The 14,733-nt window shown below is 44.3% G+C and carries 16 protein-coding genes; 8 read left to right on the top strand and 8 right to left on the bottom strand.

The features are described 5' to 3' along the window. Positions 1-32: 32 nt before the first annotated feature. Positions 33-878, bottom strand: coding sequence for an NADPH-dependent 7-cyano-7-deazaguanine reductase QueF (queF, locus tag ACED46_RS02650; RefSeq protein ID WP_017060768.1), 846 nt, complete (start codon positions 876-878; stop codon positions 33-35). Between the two features lie 131 nt (positions 879-1,009). Here queF and syd point away from each other — a divergent pair, with 131 nt between their 5' ends. Together syd and ACED46_RS02640 are read left to right on the top strand one after the other, a co-directional pair. Further along, on the top strand, positions 1,010-1,555 hold the full coding sequence (gene syd / locus ACED46_RS02645; RefSeq protein WP_050633962.1) for a SecY-interacting protein: 546 nt from the start codon (positions 1,010-1,012) through the stop codon (positions 1,553-1,555). A 4-nt stretch (positions 1,556-1,559) separates the two neighbouring features. Beyond that, positions 1,560-2,336, top strand: coding sequence for a Zn-ribbon-containing protein (locus tag ACED46_RS02640; protein WP_017060766.1), 777 nt, complete (start codon positions 1,560-1,562; stop codon positions 2,334-2,336). A 120-nt stretch (positions 2,337-2,456) separates the two neighbouring features. Here the strand turns inward: ACED46_RS02640 and ACED46_RS02635 are convergent, their stop codons facing one another. The 3 genes from ACED46_RS02635 to metN form a co-directional block, all read right to left on the bottom strand. Then, the gene (locus tag ACED46_RS02635) at positions 2,457-3,266 is read right to left on the bottom strand and encodes a MetQ/NlpA family lipoprotein (protein WP_017060765.1); all 810 of its coding nucleotides are present in this window, start codon (positions 3,264-3,266) and stop codon (positions 2,457-2,459) included. 66 nt (positions 3,267-3,332) lie between these two features. Beyond that, positions 3,333-4,016, bottom strand: coding sequence for a methionine ABC transporter permease (locus ACED46_RS02630; RefSeq protein ID WP_017060764.1), 684 nt, complete (start codon positions 4,014-4,016; stop codon positions 3,333-3,335). Further along, positions 4,006-5,040 carry a methionine ABC transporter ATP-binding protein MetN gene (gene metN / locus ACED46_RS02625; protein ID WP_017060763.1) on the bottom strand — a complete coding sequence of 345 codons (1,035 nt, stop codon included), beginning with the start codon at positions 5,038-5,040 and terminating at the stop codon, positions 4,006-4,008. Before metN ends, ACED46_RS02630 begins: the two co-directional genes overlap by 11 nt. A gap of 207 nt (positions 5,041-5,247) precedes the next feature. Between metN and gmhB the strand changes: the two genes are divergently transcribed. From gmhB to treC, 5 genes are all read left to right on the top strand, one after another. Beyond that, positions 5,248-5,832 (top strand): D-glycero-beta-D-manno-heptose 1,7-bisphosphate 7-phosphatase, encoded by a 585-nt coding sequence (gene gmhB / locus ACED46_RS02620; RefSeq protein ID WP_017060762.1) that lies wholly within the window; start codon positions 5,248-5,250, stop codon positions 5,830-5,832. Positions 5,833-5,944: 112 nt separating this feature from the next. Next, on the top strand, positions 5,945-6,286 hold the full coding sequence (locus ACED46_RS02615) for an MliC family protein (protein ID WP_371720851.1): 342 nt from the start codon (positions 5,945-5,947) through the stop codon (positions 6,284-6,286). A gap of 91 nt (positions 6,287-6,377) precedes the next feature. Beyond that, a complete protein-coding gene (gene treR, locus ACED46_RS02610) occupies positions 6,378-7,322 on the top strand; it encodes a trehalose operon repressor TreR (protein ID WP_017060760.1) in 945 nt (314 codons plus the stop codon). Positions 7,323-7,527: 205 nt separating this feature from the next. After that, on the top strand, positions 7,528-8,952 hold the full coding sequence (gene treB / locus ACED46_RS02605) for a PTS trehalose transporter subunit IIBC (RefSeq protein WP_371720850.1): 1,425 nt from the start codon (positions 7,528-7,530) through the stop codon (positions 8,950-8,952). Between the two features lie 141 nt (positions 8,953-9,093). Further along, positions 9,094-10,779, top strand: coding sequence for an alpha,alpha-phosphotrehalase (gene treC / locus ACED46_RS02600; RefSeq protein ID WP_029235475.1), 1,686 nt, complete (start codon positions 9,094-9,096; stop codon positions 10,777-10,779). Between the two features lie 181 nt (positions 10,780-10,960). Here treC and ACED46_RS02595 read toward each other — a convergent pair whose 3' ends face one another. Next, positions 10,961-11,563: a YitT family protein gene (locus ACED46_RS02595; RefSeq protein WP_017060757.1), complete on the bottom strand. Its 603-nt coding sequence runs from the start codon at positions 11,561-11,563 to the stop codon at positions 10,961-10,963. 347 nt (positions 11,564-11,910) lie between these two features. Between ACED46_RS02595 and glyA the strand changes: the two genes are divergently transcribed. After that, on the top strand, positions 11,911-13,161 hold the full coding sequence (gene glyA, locus ACED46_RS02590) for a serine hydroxymethyltransferase (protein WP_017066387.1): 1,251 nt from the start codon (positions 11,911-11,913) through the stop codon (positions 13,159-13,161). A 500-nt stretch (positions 13,162-13,661) separates the two neighbouring features. Here the strand turns inward: glyA and ACED46_RS02585 are convergent, their stop codons facing one another. The 3 genes from ACED46_RS02585 to ACED46_RS02575 all read right to left on the bottom strand — a co-directional run bounded on the left by ACED46_RS02585 (position 13,662) and on the right by ACED46_RS02575 (position 14,617). Continuing rightward, positions 13,662-13,988 carry a hypothetical protein gene (locus ACED46_RS02585; protein WP_017072003.1) on the bottom strand — a complete coding sequence of 109 codons (327 nt, stop codon included), beginning with the start codon at positions 13,986-13,988 and terminating at the stop codon, positions 13,662-13,664. Positions 13,989-14,220: 232 nt separating this feature from the next. Next, positions 14,221-14,412, bottom strand: coding sequence for a DUF4250 domain-containing protein (locus tag ACED46_RS02580; RefSeq protein WP_004738555.1), 192 nt, complete (start codon positions 14,410-14,412; stop codon positions 14,221-14,223). A gap of 1 nt (position 14,413) precedes the next feature. After that, positions 14,414-14,617 carry a YaeP family protein gene (locus ACED46_RS02575; RefSeq protein ID WP_008222923.1) on the bottom strand — a complete coding sequence of 68 codons (204 nt, stop codon included), beginning with the start codon at positions 14,615-14,617 and terminating at the stop codon, positions 14,414-14,416. Positions 14,618-14,733 lie beyond the last annotated feature (116 nt).

The following is a 14,733-nucleotide window of genomic DNA, read 5'->3' as shown; positions in this document are numbered from 1 at the left end:
GGTTCAAATAAGTGTGGGTGGTTCTCGCCTGATTATTGGCGAGCCATACGCTTATTGTGGCTTGGTCTATCTTGCTCTGTTGAACGGTATGGGTTGATATCCAGACCACCACGACGTGTGTAACGTGCGAACACAGTTAGCTTCGAAGGTGCACAGTATTTCATGATGTCAGTGAAGATACGCTCAACACATTGTTCGTGGAATTCATTGTGCTCACGGAAAGAAACTAAATAGCGTAGCAGAGCTTCACGGTCAATTTGCTTACCAGAATATGCGATCTCAACGCTGCCCCAATCCGGTTGATTGGTGATCAAACAGTTCGACTTCAATAGGTGGCTGTGCAGTGTTTCTTCAACGTCTTGTTCGCCAGCAGCGCCTTCAAGCAGCGACGCTTCAAAGTCGTAGCTAGTGATTTGGATGTCTTGGTTGTCGATACAGTCACCTTCCATCGTCACGATAGGTTGGTTAGTGTAGTCGGTTACTGAGTTTACATTCACAATCACCGTTTCGCCTGCACATGCCGACAAATCTTGGGTCAGGCGCTCGGTTACTTGATCCCAGTTTTCAAATTGAGTCTGGTTGTAGCTGTTCAGGTACAGCTTGAAAGATTTTGATTCAATTAAATTTGGGCTGGTTGCTGGGATGAAAACTTCACCGACAGCCACTTGTGGTAGACCATTGGTGTTTAGCCACGAAAGCTCGTACATCGTCCAAATATCATGACCAACAAAAGGCAGCTCGCCGTTTAGCGCAAGATCATCGCGATTAAGGCTACGAGGCACTGGTTGCAATAAACTTGCATCGTATTGGTTAGAGTACTCAGTTTTTTGGCCAAGGGTTAAACCCGCTAGCTCTTTTGCGTCAGAATATTTGCTCATACTTTCGTTTCAAATTCGATTAGAATGGGGGCGATTTTACTGAATCCCCCTTACCCTGTCATTAAGTCATCGCTTAATCGGCGCGGAAAGGGCTCGGATTCTATTTATTATTTTGTGTTTAGGAGATTTTCATGACTCAACGTGCTCAAGACGCACTACTTTCTTTTAGTCAGCGATACGTTGACGCGTGGCAGCAGAAACACCAAAGCTTACCTCGTAATGAGGAGTTGGTGGACATCGTATCGCCATGCGTAGAAGAAAAGAGTGGCGATGCCGTGTTGTGGAAGCACTATCCACGTGAGCAATTCGCGGATTTCACCAACGTTGAAACCGGTATTGAGTTGACTCTGCATGAAGACATCAAAACTTTCTACGGCGCACAATTCAGCGCAGATATGAACGCAACTTTCGATGGTAACGAATTGACTCTGTTACAGATTTGGAGTGATGAAGACTTCGAATGCCTACAAGAAAACATTTTGGGTCACCTAGTAACTCAGCGTCGCTTGAAGCTAAAACCAACGGTTTTCATTGCCGCGACCGATGCTGAGCTGGATGTTATCTCTATCTGTAACCTAACGGGTAACGTGATTTTGGAGCGCTTAGGTACCAAAAATCGTGATGTGCTCGCCGAGACATTGGCAGAATTTTTAGAAAAGCTACAACCAGCGGTATAAATAGATGTACGTACTAGAACTTCAATTTGAGTGTTTTGATAACACAACGGTAAGCGCTGTCGACAAGGCGGTTAATGGCTTAATGGATGCACTTCGTTATAACGGACAAGTGTTAGGTCGTGAGTTCCCAATCGTGATGGGCGATGGGGAATTCTATGTTCGCGTTGTGTGCCCGGAGCAAGATAGCTTGCACCCGCGGAATCACTCAGACTTTGTGAAAGTGTGTTTTGATCGCTTGTCTAACGCGAGCCTACTAGCGCCTAAAATGCGTTTGCTCGGTCGAGATCTGAACTCAGAAGAAGTGGCAGAAGATGAAACACCAAGCTGGCAGGTGTTATACACGACATTCGTGCACACCTGTTCACCGCTGCGTAGTGGCGATAGCTTGCTACCAATCCCTTTGTATCGCAATCCACCTACCTTCAATGGCGACCATAAAGCCGTGTTGAAATGGCAGACCGAATGGCAAGCCTGTGATGAAGTACAAATGGGTGGTGGTTGTCGCGCGGAACATGCAACGCTAACCGAGATCAGTGACACGAAGAGTGTGCTGTTTAAACGCGGTTGGGGTCTAAGAGGGCGCATTGAGTATCTGACTAAGGTTCCAACCTACTACTACTTATACCGTGTCGGTGGGATCAGCCTGAAAGATGAAAAAGAGCGCAAATGCCCGCAATGTGGTGGTGAATGGCTGCTAGATGCGCCTATCCACGATATTTTCTATTTCAAGTGTGATGACTGCCGATTGGTGTCAAACATCTCTTGGGATCACCTGAAGTAATCGACTTTGTTTCGCTTAAATCTGAGATGCTTTACTTTCTAGCAAATCTTTATCATTAAAAAAGGGGCTGACGTTATGTCAGCCCCTTCGGGTATCTATACAGTGCTGTCGTTTAGTTGATTACCAACCTTTAACGACGCCACCTTGGAAGATGTCAGAAGCTGCGTTGTACACTTCTTCAGTTTGGTAAGCTTTAACGAAGTTTTGTACGTTTTCAGCGTTTAGGTTGTCTTCACGAGAAACGATTAGGTTTACGTAAGGAGAATCTTTGTCTTCAACGAATACGCCATCTTTTTGTGGAGTCAGGTTGATAGAGCTCGCGTAAGTTGTGTTGATGATAGATAGAGCAACATCATCAAGAGAACGTGGCAGTTGAGCTGCGTCTAGTTCAACAATCGTTAGGTTCTTAGGGTTACCCACGATGTCGCGAACTGTAGCTAGAAGACCTGCGCCTTCACGAAGTTCAAGAAGACCTTGTTGCTCAAGAAGAAGTAGAGAGCGACCTAGGTTTGTAGGGTCGTTTGGTACAGCAATACGAGCACCGTCTTGGATTTCGTCTACAGATTTCACTTCTTTAGAGTAACCCGCAATTGGGTAAACAAACGTGTTACCAGCGATAGTTAGCTTGTAGCCACGGTCAGCCACTTGCTGATCTAGGTACGGTGCGTGTTGGAATGCGTTGATGTCGATAGAACCATCATCTAGAGCTGCGTTTGGTGTTACGTAATCCGTGAAAGTAACCAGTTCAACGTCTAGGCCGTATTTCTCTTTCGCTACTTTAGCTGCCACTTCAGCAACTTGCGCTTCTGCACCTGCCATTACGCCAACTTTTACTTTAGAAGTATCCACTTCTTTATCGCCACAACCTGCTAGAACTAGCGCTGAAGCTGCTGCTGCGATAGTTAGTAAACCTTTAAGGTTAAATTTCATAATAATCTCCTTTTAATAAATCTATTTAATTAGGTTCAGACGACTCTAATCTTTATGTGTGAGTCTTTATCTGTGGTCAACGCGGCGAACTAATGAATCACCGATTGATTGAATAATTTGTACCAGCACAATCAACATCACTACTGTCACAGCCATGATGGTCACATCGTAGCGGTGGAATCCGTAACGAATCGCGACATCACCTAGGCCACCACCGCCTACAGTACCGGCCATTGCTGAGTAGCTCACCAGAGTCACTAGCGTAATCGTTACTGAGTTGATGATAGTCGGTAGTGCTTCTGGAAGCAGAACCTTATTGATGATTTGTGTTGGTGTTGCGCCCATTGATTGGGCCGCTTCCACTAGACCTGTTGGTACTTCAAGTAGTGCACTTTCGATAAGTCGAGCCACGAATGGGATAGCGCCAATCGTCAGTGGAACAATCGCTGCTGTTGTACCGATGAAGGTACCAATCAGCATCTTAGTCAGTGGAATAATCGCAACCATCAAAACTAAGAAAGGTACTGAACGACCCACGTTCACAATCGCACCTAGAATCTTGTTTACTTTGGTGTTCTCTAACAGGCCACCTTTTTTAGTCGTATGCAGAATCACGCCTAGTGGGATACCGACCGCGAAGCCAACAATGCCTGCAACAGCAACCATGTAAAGCGTTTCGCCTGTTGCGCCTAATAGAAGGTTACCGTTAAGGCTGATCCAGTCAGCAATCTCGTTGAAACTAAAGGACATAACCAAGCACCTCTACTTTTACATTGTTGTCGCGTAGGAATTGGATAGCAGCATTATCATCTGCTTCATTACCGAACAGTTCAGCGACCATCATGCCGAACTTCACGCCACCGGCGTAATCAAGGTCAGAACTTAAGATGCTGACATCGATATTGAATTTACGTGCGATTTGCGTCATTAGCGGAGCATCAACCGTTGCACCAGTAAACTCAAGACGCACCAGCGGGTAGCTGCTGTTTACGCGAGTCTCTTGCAAACGTGCTTGGTAATCTTCAGGGATCGTCAGATCCAACGTTGAGCGAATAAACTGATGCGCTAGCTCTGTCTTCGGATGAGCAAAGATGTCACCGACTGTACCTTTCTCTACCAATTCACCGCCGCCAATGATCGCCACTTCGTGACAAATGCTTTTAACCACATCCATCTCGTGTGTAATAAGCAGGATAGTGATGTTCAGCTTGCGGTTGATTTCACGCAGCAGCTCAAGGATAGATTGAGTTGTTGCTGGATCCAATGCGCTGGTGGCTTCATCACATAGCAGTACTTTCGGGTCAGAGGCCAGTGCGCGAGCAATCGCCACACGCTGCTTTTGACCACCACTTAGGTTTGCCGGGTAGGTGTCACGCTTATCAGCAAGGCCAACCAGTTCAAGTAACTCGCTGACTTTCGCTTCAATAATCGCTTTATCTTTACCAGCAAGTTCTAGAGGCAGTGCTACATTGTTAAATACAGTACGAGAAGACAGCAGGTTGAAGTGCTGGAATATCATGCCGATGTTACGGCGCGCTTCGCTAAGCTCTGATTTGCTGAGTTTTGTTAGGTCGATACCATCAACAATCACTTCACCCGAAGTCGGGGCTTCCAACATATTTACACAGCGGATTAGGGTACTTTTGCCTGCACCTGAAGAGCCGATGACTCCAAAGATTTGACCTTGAGGAATGTGGAGGTTGATATCAATTAAGGCATTGATTTCTTTAGTGCCTTGATAAAAAACCTTATTGACTTGATTCACTTTAATCATAGAGAAACCCGTGCAGGTAGAACAGAATAATATGTCGATAGCTCGCTCGATTTACAGACGATGCTATGGTGTTCTATGATCTAAGTCAATAGATATTTTTACGTCTAGACGGCTAAACGTCGATTGTATGGCTAAGCTAGAAACAAATCGTTAACGAACGCAAAACTAAATAGATAGTGATGAAGCAAATAAAGCGTGTAATAATTAATGATTAATAGAGAGTTGATAGAGAACAAAATTTTGTCTAAACCTGCTGTTTTTTTAGATCGTGATGGAGTGATTAACGTTGATCACGGCTACGTACATGATGAGCATGACTTTGAATACATCGATGGTGTGTTTGAAGCGGCGAAAGCGTTTAAAGATATGGGTTATTTATTGGTGCTAGTGACCAACCAATCTGGTATTGCTCGCGGCATGTTTAGTGAAGACCGTTTTCTTTCTTTAACGCAGTGGATGGATTGGAACTTTGTTGATAATGGTGTCGAGCTCGATGGCATTTATTACTGTCCTCACCACGCTGAGCACGGTATTGGTGACTACAAGCAAGATTGTGAATGTCGTAAGCCAAAGCCAGGCATGTTCATTTCTGCTCGTGACTTTCTGAAGATTGATATGGCTAACTCGGTCATGATCGGCGATAAAGCGGAAGACATGATGGCTGCAGAAGCAGCAGGTGTTGGTACTAAAGTCTTGGTAAGAACGGGTAAACCCATCACTGAAAAAGGTGAAGCGTTGGCTAGCGTGGTACTTGATAGCATTAAAGACGTACCCGCTTTCTTAAAAGGCTAAACGTTTTATTTATCACTAAGGTATGGACCTATCATTAGGCACTTACATTAGGTTTGTTCGAACCTGTGAATAGGCTAAGTGTCGTTGACTATATAAAGATGAGGAACGAAGTATGAAAGCTATGTTGGTAGCATCTCTATGTACAGTAGCATTGGTTGGGTGCTCTAAATCAGCAGCCCCTGAGACTGATAGCGCAACATCGAATGATCAATTCGCGACTTATCAATGTGAGTCTGACGTCTCGTTTGATGTGTCTTACCTTGATAATGAAAAAGCGGTACTACGCTTGCCTGATAATGAATACCGCCTGACTCAAGTTCCAGCGGGCTCAGGAACCAAATACATCTTAGATGATGGCACTTCAGAGACGATTAACAGCATCACTTTGCGCACGAAAGGTGACAATGCGCGTCTAGAACTTGGTCGCGTAGTCTATCGAAATTGCCAAAAGTAAGTCATAGTAAGAACTGCTAGTATTTACAAACAGTTAAGTGAGGGAATCTACCCTCACTTTTTCTTCTCTTCCCTTTAACGTTAGACTTTTTATGAGCAAAAAACTCACTATTCTTGATATTGCAAAGCTGTCCGGTGTTGGTAAGTCAACCGTATCACGCGTTCTGACCAATGATCCAAAAGTGAAACCTGAAACCCGTGAAAGGGTGGAAAGAGTAATTCAAGAATCTGGGTACACGCCTTCAAAATCTGCGCAATCGATGCGCGGTGGCAGTCAAAAAGTCATCGGCGTAATCATTTCTCGTCTGGACTCTCCTTCTGAAAACAAAGCGGTAAGTACGATGCTGGCCGAGTTGTATCGAGCGGATTACGATGTCGTGATCATGGAAAGCCAACTTGATAGAGATAAAGCCAATGAGCACCTGCAAGTTCTAAAGCGTCGTAACGTTGATGGCATTATTGTATTTGGTTTTACTGACTGCGATATTCCGGCAATCGAAGCTTGGGAACACAAAGCGGTGGTGATTGCTCTGGATACCGAGAACGTGACGTCGATTAACTATGATAACCAACAGGTGATCAATAGTGCGTTGGTGCATTTATCGGATCAAGGGATCTCTGACGTTGGCTTTATCGGGGTTGATCCTAGTGATAAATCAACCGGTGAACTGCGTCTTAAGGCTTATCTCGATTGGTGTGAAAACACAGGTTCAGTGGCAAACTATCGTACTGGTCAACTTCATCACGAAAGTGCTTATCAGCTGGTGGATGAGGTGTTAACTCCCGCGACTCAAGCGATCGTTTGTGCCAGTGATACGCTGGCTCTTGGTGTAATCAAGCGTCTGCAAGAACTACAACGTGAAGATGTGGTCGTCACTGGCGTTGGTGGTAATGATCTTCTCTCTTTCTTATTCCCACGAGTATTTAGCATTGATCCTGGTTACCAATCTGCAGGTAAGTTGGCTGCTAATCTATTGATCTCTCAGCTTTTAGGCAATTCAGAGATCTCTCATCATACGCAATCTCCTATTCTATAATCCACTCAATTAAGCGAAATTGAACGGCTTAGATTAAAATTAGAGTGTGATCTCTTTCAATTAATGGGATTGTTCCCATTTTAATTTATCATTCATACGGGCATTATAATAACCGTAATTGGGAATGTTCCCATAAATCTAAGTCTGAGTGATTATAGCTTGCATGGTTTAGATGAGTAATTGAATGAAACCAGGGTGGGGTAGTATGAGTAAGATAGCGAAGCAAGACGTTGCGCGTCTTATCGAGTTAGTCGGTGGTAAAGAAAACATTGCGAGTGTCAGCCACTGTCTGACTCGACTGCGTTTTGTATTGAACGATACAGAGCAGGCCAACAAAGCTGAACTCGAAAAACTGAAGCTAGTAAAAGGCTGTTTTACTAATGCAGGCCAATTCCAAGTTGTGATTGGCACTGAAGTTGATGAAGTGTACGCACTTCTGATTGAACAGACAGGTAAAGAGGCATCATCAAAAGATGAGGCGAAGCTGGCTGCTCGTCAAAACATGAACTTCCTTGAGCGTGGTATCTCCCATTTAGCCGAAATTTTCGTACCACTGCTGCCTGCCATCATTACAGGTGGTTTGATTCTTGGTTTCCGTAATGTGATTGGCGACATTCGCATGTTCGACGGCAAAACCCTCGTTGAAATCAGTCAATTCTGGGCAACCGTTCACTCTTTCTTATGGTTGATCGGCGAAGCTATTTTCTTCTTCCTACCGGTTGGCGTGTGTTGGGCTACGGTTAAGAAGCTTGGCGGAACCCCTATTTTGGGTATCACGCTCGGTGTGACCTTAGTTTCACCACAACTCATGAACGCATACATGATAGGTAAATCGGTACCTGAGGTATGGGATTTTGGGCTGTTCGTGATTGAGAAGGTCGGTTATCAGGCTCAGGTGATCCCAGCGATGTTAGCGGGTGTGGCTTTGGCGTTCATTGAAACCAATCTTAAGCGTATCGTCCCTGCTTACTTGTACCTAGTGGTTGTGCCATTTGTATCGATTATTTTGTCTGTGATTTTAGCGCACGCTTTCATTGGCCCATTCGGTCGTATGTTAGGCGATGGTGTGGCATTCGCGGCTAAAGCTGCAATGACAGGTGATTTTGCGATTCTTGGTTCAGTGGTTTTTGGTTTCCTATACGCACCTTTGGTTATCACGGGTATTCACCACACCACCAACGCGGTGGATCTGCAACTGATGCAAGACTTAGGCGGGACACCAATTTGGCCTTTGATTGCACTATCAAACATTGCACAAGCTTCAGCGGTTGTTGGCATCATTATCTTAAGTAAACGCGAAGGTGAACGAGACATCTCGGTTCCAGCTGCAATCTCTGCCTACTTAGGTGTGACGGAGCCTGCGATGTACGGCATCAACCTTAAATACAAATTCCCAATGCTGAGCGCAATGATCGGCAGTGCTGCAGCGGCTGCAATCTGTGGTAGTGCAGGTGTGATGGCGAATGGTATCGGTGTTGGTGGCTTGCCGGGTATCTTATCGATTCAACCGCAATATTGGTCTGTTTACTTAATTGCGATGCTGGTGGCGATTGTACTACCCGTCACGTTAACACTGTTCTTCTATAAACGAGCACAGATGAAAGGCGAGCTAGAAAACGCGAACGCGTAATGCATTAAATAAGCGATGACTCCAAAGTGAGCCATCGCTTTTTCTCTTAGTTATAGCTTTTTCTTTTAGTTATAACGGCTATTCGACCATGATTTGCATGGTGGTTTTTATTTTATATTTTCTGGTAAGTGAGTGTTAGAGATGGCGATGACTGAGCATGATGAAAGTTGGTGGAAAACCGCAACCATCTATCAAATCTACCCAAAGAGCTTTTGTGACAGTGGCAGTAAAGGTACTGGCGACATCAAAGGGATCATTTCGAAACTGGATTACCTCAAACATTTGAGTGTCGATGCGATTTGGCTAACCCCGGTTTACGCATCTCCTATGATCGATAATGGTTACGATATCTCAGACTACTACGCGATTAATCCTCAATTCGGCACCATGGAAGACTTCGACTTATTGCTGTCTGAAGCGCACCAACGTGGTATCCGTATCGTGATGGATATCGTGGTAAACCACACCTCGACAGAGCATGCATGGTTTCAATCTGCTTTGGGCGACAAAAACAGCTCTTACCGCGATTACTATATTTGGAAAGATCCCGTAGATGGTCAAGCACCAACTAACTGGCAGTCTAAGTTCGGTGGTAATGCGTGGGAACTAGATGAGGCGACTGGGCAATACTTCCTACACTTATTCGCCAAAGAACAGGCTGACCTCAACTGGGAGAACCCGGTTGTACGTGAAGAAGTGAAAGACGTTATCAGCTTTTGGGCAGAAAAGGGCGTTGATGGTTTCCGCTTGGATGTGATCAACCTGATTTCGAAGCAGCAAGACTTTCCTAATGATGATATCGGTGATGGCCGTCGTTTCTATACCGATGGTCCACGTGTACACGAATACCTGAAAGAGATCAGCGAAGCCGTATTTCAGAAGTACGGCAGCGTGACCGTAGGCGAGATGTCTTCAACCACGTTGGAACACTGCCAGCAATACTCAAACGTTGATAACAGTGAGCTATCGATGGTGTTTAACTTCCACCACCTTAAGGTCGATTACACCAATGGTGAGAAGTGGACCAATGCGCCGTTTGATTTCTTACAGCTCAAATCGATCTTTAACCACTGGCAAACGGGATTGAATGGCAAAGGGTGGGGCGCACTATTCTGGTGTAACCACGACCAACCAAGAGTGGTGAGTCGCTTAGGTAACGATCAGCAATATCGCGTTGAATCAGCCAAGATGCTCGCCGCTTCTGTCCACATGATGCAGGGCACACCTTATATCTATCAAGGTGAAGAGATTGGCATGACTAACCCTAGCTATACTGAAATTAGCCAGTATCGTGATGTTGAGAGTACCAATATGTACGACATCATGGTGAACCGTGATGGTGTGGCTCATGAAGATATGATGGCGATTTTGGCGCAGAAGTCTCGTGATAACTCTCGTACACCAATGCAATGGAACAGTGAGCCTTACGCAGGGTTCTCACAAGCTCAGCCATGGCTTGATGTAGCGAATAATTACCCTGGGATTAACGCTGAGCAAGCACTGGAAGACAAAGACTCTGTTTTCTATTTCTATAAGAGTTTGATTGAGTTACGTAAACAAGTGCCAGTGATTACAGATGGCAGCTATCAAGATCTATTGCCTGATCACTCATCCATTTTTGCATATGCACGTGAGAACGAAGGGCAAACCTTGCTGTGTATTAACAACTATTATGGTGAAGAGGCGGAGTGCGTTTTACCGGAACGTTTTGATATGACTAAGGCGAAGAGTCTGTTGTCTAACTATCAACAAGCGAACACTTCAGTTGCATTACATCATCAAGTCTTACGTCCTTACGAGACTCGTATTCTCTTGATTGAAGGTTAACCTTGTTTCATTTTAAGAAGCTTGATTCTTATTCCCCTTAAAGGATTGGGCTTCTACAAAGGCTTTGGAGTGCTCCCCAAAGCCTTTTTTGTTTTAGTGATGGCTGGAATATCGTGCCTCGAGTCTACTTGCGAGAAGTTTGAGCATCGAGTGCCAGCAACGACAGAGCAGGTAATGAACTCTAAGACGCGTAATTCACCGAGTAGCGAGTTGGTTTGTGGTTCATTGCCAATACGATGTTCAATACTGCGGTGCCTAATACAGAAACGGCAATCACCCAAGGTGACACGAAGAAGAACGATGCAAACAGAATACATGCATCAATACCCATTTGTGTTTTACCTACCGAGATACCGTAGCGGTCTTGGATAAACAAGCACAGTACGTTGAAGCCACCCAGACTTGAGCGGTGACGGAATAGGATTAGCATACCTAAGCCCATTAATAAGCCGCCGGCAACAGCACAATAGATCTCGTTATGAACTTCTAGCGAGATAACTAAGTATAAATGATCGGCAAACACAGATACTAAAGCACCAGAAATCGCACTGCTAATAGCAAAGCTACGGCCGAATCGTTTCCATGCTAATAAATAGAATGGACAATTGGCAACAAAGTACAAAATACCAAAGGTTACAGGCAAGAATTGACTCAAAAGCAGAGCCAAGCCAGTAGTGCCCCCGGTAAGCAGGTTCGCTGACTGTAAAAAGAAGACGCCTAACGCCACTAAAAACGTGCCAGTGAGAATCGCTACCCAATCTTCTTTACGTGAGTGTTTTTCCATCGTTTTTATAATTACCTAACCAATAAAGGCGTGCATAGTAGAGAAAAACCTTAGCTTTCGGTAGCTTGAGGGGCAAAATTAAGGTAAACCTATGTAATCTGCGTTTTACAGGGTGTAAAGCGTAAAATTGACAGTAAGCGCCATCTTTGGTTGGATAAGCCAAATAACCATGATGAATCTTATTTGTGATTATGAAAAAACTGCATGATAAAATTGCAATTAGCTCTTTATGACCTAGATCAAATTATGTAGAATGCGTCACATCAAAACGGTGACGGAAACGTTTGCTTTCGGTCGTTGTGTGGTTTTTTTGAAACTTTCAGTACAATCTGAGTCAGGAGATACAGATGCTTAAGCGTGACATGAACATTGCTGATTACGATGCGGATCTATTCGCAGCTATCCAAGAAGAAACTCTTCGTCAGGAAGAGCATATCGAACTTATCGCTTCAGAAAACTACACAAGCCCACGTGTAATGGAAGCTCAAGGTTCTCAGCTAACAAACAAATACGCTGAAGGCTACCCAGGCAAGCGTTACTACGGTGGTTGTGAGTACGTAGACAAAGTTGAAACTCTAGCAATTGAACGTGCATGTGAACTATTTGGTGCAGAGTACGCAAACGTACAGCCTCACTCAGGTTCTCAAGCAAATAACGCTGTATACATGGCACTACTAAATGCAGGCGATACGGTTCTAGGTATGAGCCTAGCACACGGTGGTCACCTAACTCACGGTTCTCCAGTAAACTTCTCTGGTAAGCTTTACAACATCATCCCTTACGGTATCGATGAAGCGGGTCAAATCGATTACGAAGAGATGGAAAAGCTGGCTATCGAGAACAAGCCTAAGATGATCATCGGTGGTTTCTCTGCTTACTCTCAAATCTGTGATTGGAAGCGCATGCGTGAAATCGCTGACAAAGTAGGTGCTTACCTGTTCGTAGATATGGCTCACGTAGCAGGTCTAATCGCTGCAGGCGTTTACCCGAACCCAGTGCCACACGCTCACGTAGTAACTACAACGACGCACAAAACGCTTGCGGGTCCTCGTGGTGGTCTAATCCTTTCTAACGAAGGCGAAGATCTTTACAAGAAGCTGAACTCAGCAGTATTCCCAGGCGGCCAAGGTGGTCCTCTAATGCACGTTATCGCTGGTAAAGCAGTAGCGTTCAAAGAAGCTCTAGAGCCAGAGTTCAAAGAATACCAAGCACGCGTTGTTGCTAACGCAAAAGCAATGGTTGCTGAATTCCTAGCTCGTGGTTACAACATCGTTTCAGGTTCTACAGAGAACCACCTGTTCCTAGTTGACCTAATCAACAAAGACATCACAGGTAAAGAAGCAGATGCAGCACTAGGTGCAGCAAACATCACTGTAAACAAGAACTCAGTACCAAACGACCCACGTAGCCCATTCGTTACTTCAGGTATCCGTATCGGTTCTCCTTCTATCACTCGTCGCGGTTTCTCAGAAGCAGACGCGAAAGAGCTAGCAGGTTGGATCTGTGACATCCTAGATAACATGGGTGATGAGTCTGTTATCGAAGCGACTAAAGCAAAAGTACTAGAGATCTGTAAGCGTCTACCTGTTTACGCTTAATTTTTCTGGCTCAAATAGCTTAATTTCTGTGTCAAAGGTGCTCATTTACATTCGTAAACTCCGCGCCTTTTCCTTGAACTAAAGCTATTTGATTGAAAAATACGATTTGAAAGGCTCCTGTTGGGAGCTTTTTTTGTTTTTTTTGGGTATTACGTTGTCGAGCATGCTCACTTACATTCGTAAGCTCCGCGTGCTCTCCTAGAATTTCAAACAACTACTTTGAAAAATATTGATACTAGAGGCTCCTTAATAGGGGCCTTTTTTGTACTTGGAAGTTTTAAAATTGTTGTCGAGCATGCTCACTTACACCCGTAATCTCTGCGTGCTCTCTTAGAATTTCAAACAACTACTTTGAAAAGCAATGATACTAGAGGCTTCTTTAAAGGAGCTATTTTTTGTATCTGGTGGCTGGTGGATTTGGGATTAAGAGTAAAGAAAAGCGGGTATTAAAAAGGGTTAATGCTTTCACATTAACCCTTTGGTATTTGGTAGTGTCGATTCTACTTTTTGATGCTAAGTAGGGTGCCTGACTTACACTTGAAAGAGTAGTAGTGGCGGCTTTCACTGAACTTACCTAGGCCTTCGCCATCACAGTAGTCGATGTTGATGTCACGCATCACTTCTAATGTGTCTTCGCTGTTCAAAGCGAATTTAGAGCCATCAGAACAGACGATACGAACTCGTTCATCATGGCTTACAGAGTAAATATCGACTTCAGTATTACACAGCTCAAAAGAGGCTTCGCGAAAGTTGTCTTGCTGAGTATTTGAAGCGCAACCTGCGGTGAGTGCGGCTGCGATAACGGCTAAAAGTCCGAGTCTTTTCATTGTTAATCCTTCACTATCATCAAGTTGAGTGATGAGTTTTATATGCTAGTTTAGGTAGCCTATACAACAATACGCTTTGGTTCAAGGCGCGTTCGTTGACTCTAAGATATAAAAGTATAGGTGCATACAGATAATTTATAATGGGTTTGCTGCGTGTTTCCTTATTACGTATCACCAACAAAAAAAGACCAACACAGAGGTTGGTCTTTAAATAGGAAGATTTTTTAAACGACTATCGAAACTGTTTAGCTTCTGGAAGATACTCAAAACCAGCAGACGCGAGCTTAGCGATTAAGGCTGCTTTGTCGATTTCGTAGAAGTTGACCACTCGATCTAAATCACCGCCGAAGTCGTCACGAAGCTTCATGTTGACGATGCTCATCAACATCACTGGATCCATTTTTTCAAAGTTAGCGAGGTTCATATTAGTCCTCGAAATCTGAAATCAGTAAGTTAGCAGCGGCAAAGGCTGCACGTTCACGAGCTTCTTTAGGAAGAGACTCATCGGCAGCAAGGTCATTCAATGTTTTTACTGCGCAGGTGATCGCTTTAGGGATATAGCCTTGGTCGCCACTGCCAATTTGAGAATACAGTTCACGAACCAAATCACAACAATCGTATACTTTCATTTTTATACCTAACCAAATGATAACTGATCTCAATATACACATAGAGATAAGCAAAAACAAAGTGGATCTGATCAAGTTCAGAGTTAGTTTGTCCTTGCTCAATATCTCACTTGGTT

It is taken from the genome of Vibrio sp. 1S139, from assembly GCF_041439475.1.
GTDB lineage: Bacteria > Pseudomonadota > Gammaproteobacteria > Enterobacterales > Vibrionaceae > Vibrio > Vibrio crassostreae_C.
This window is presented reverse-complemented; position numbering and strand designations above follow the sequence as displayed.

Bases quoted from the DNA above. Each gene is read 5' to 3' on its own strand.
- queF (WP_017060768.1), bottom strand. From the start codon at position 878: ATGAGCAAATATTCTGACGCAAAAGAGCTAGCGGGTTTAACCCTTGGC.
- syd (WP_050633962.1), top strand. From the start codon at position 1,010: ATGACTCAACGTGCTCAAGACGCACTACTTTCTTTTAGTCAGCGATAC.
- ACED46_RS02640 (WP_017060766.1), top strand. From the start codon at position 1,560: ATGTACGTACTAGAACTTCAATTTGAGTGTTTTGATAACACAACGGTA.
- ACED46_RS02635 (WP_017060765.1), bottom strand. From the start codon at position 3,266: ATGAAATTTAACCTTAAAGGTTTACTAACTATCGCAGCAGCAGCTTCA.
- ACED46_RS02630 (WP_017060764.1), bottom strand. From the start codon at position 4,016: ATGTCCTTTAGTTTCAACGAGATTGCTGACTGGATCAGCCTTAACGGT.
- metN (WP_017060763.1), bottom strand. From the start codon at position 5,040: ATGATTAAAGTGAATCAAGTCAATAAGGTTTTTTATCAAGGCACTAAA.
- gmhB (WP_017060762.1), top strand. From the start codon at position 5,248: ATGATTAATAGAGAGTTGATAGAGAACAAAATTTTGTCTAAACCTGCT.
- ACED46_RS02615 (WP_371720851.1), top strand. From the start codon at position 5,945: ATGAAAGCTATGTTGGTAGCATCTCTATGTACAGTAGCATTGGTTGGG.
- treR (WP_017060760.1), top strand. From the start codon at position 6,378: ATGAGCAAAAAACTCACTATTCTTGATATTGCAAAGCTGTCCGGTGTT.
- treB (WP_371720850.1), top strand. From the start codon at position 7,528: ATGAGTAAGATAGCGAAGCAAGACGTTGCGCGTCTTATCGAGTTAGTC.
- treC (WP_029235475.1), top strand. From the start codon at position 9,094: ATGGCGATGACTGAGCATGATGAAAGTTGGTGGAAAACCGCAACCATC.
- ACED46_RS02595 (WP_017060757.1), bottom strand. From the start codon at position 11,563: ATGGAAAAACACTCACGTAAAGAAGATTGGGTAGCGATTCTCACTGGC.
- glyA (WP_017066387.1), top strand. From the start codon at position 11,911: ATGCTTAAGCGTGACATGAACATTGCTGATTACGATGCGGATCTATTC.
- ACED46_RS02585 (WP_017072003.1), bottom strand. From the start codon at position 13,988: ATGAAAAGACTCGGACTTTTAGCCGTTATCGCAGCCGCACTCACCGCA.
- ACED46_RS02580 (WP_004738555.1), bottom strand. From the start codon at position 14,412: ATGAACCTCGCTAACTTTGAAAAAATGGATCCAGTGATGTTGATGAGC.
- ACED46_RS02575 (WP_008222923.1), bottom strand. From the start codon at position 14,617: ATGAAAGTATACGATTGTTGTGATTTGGTTCGTGAACTGTATTCTCAA.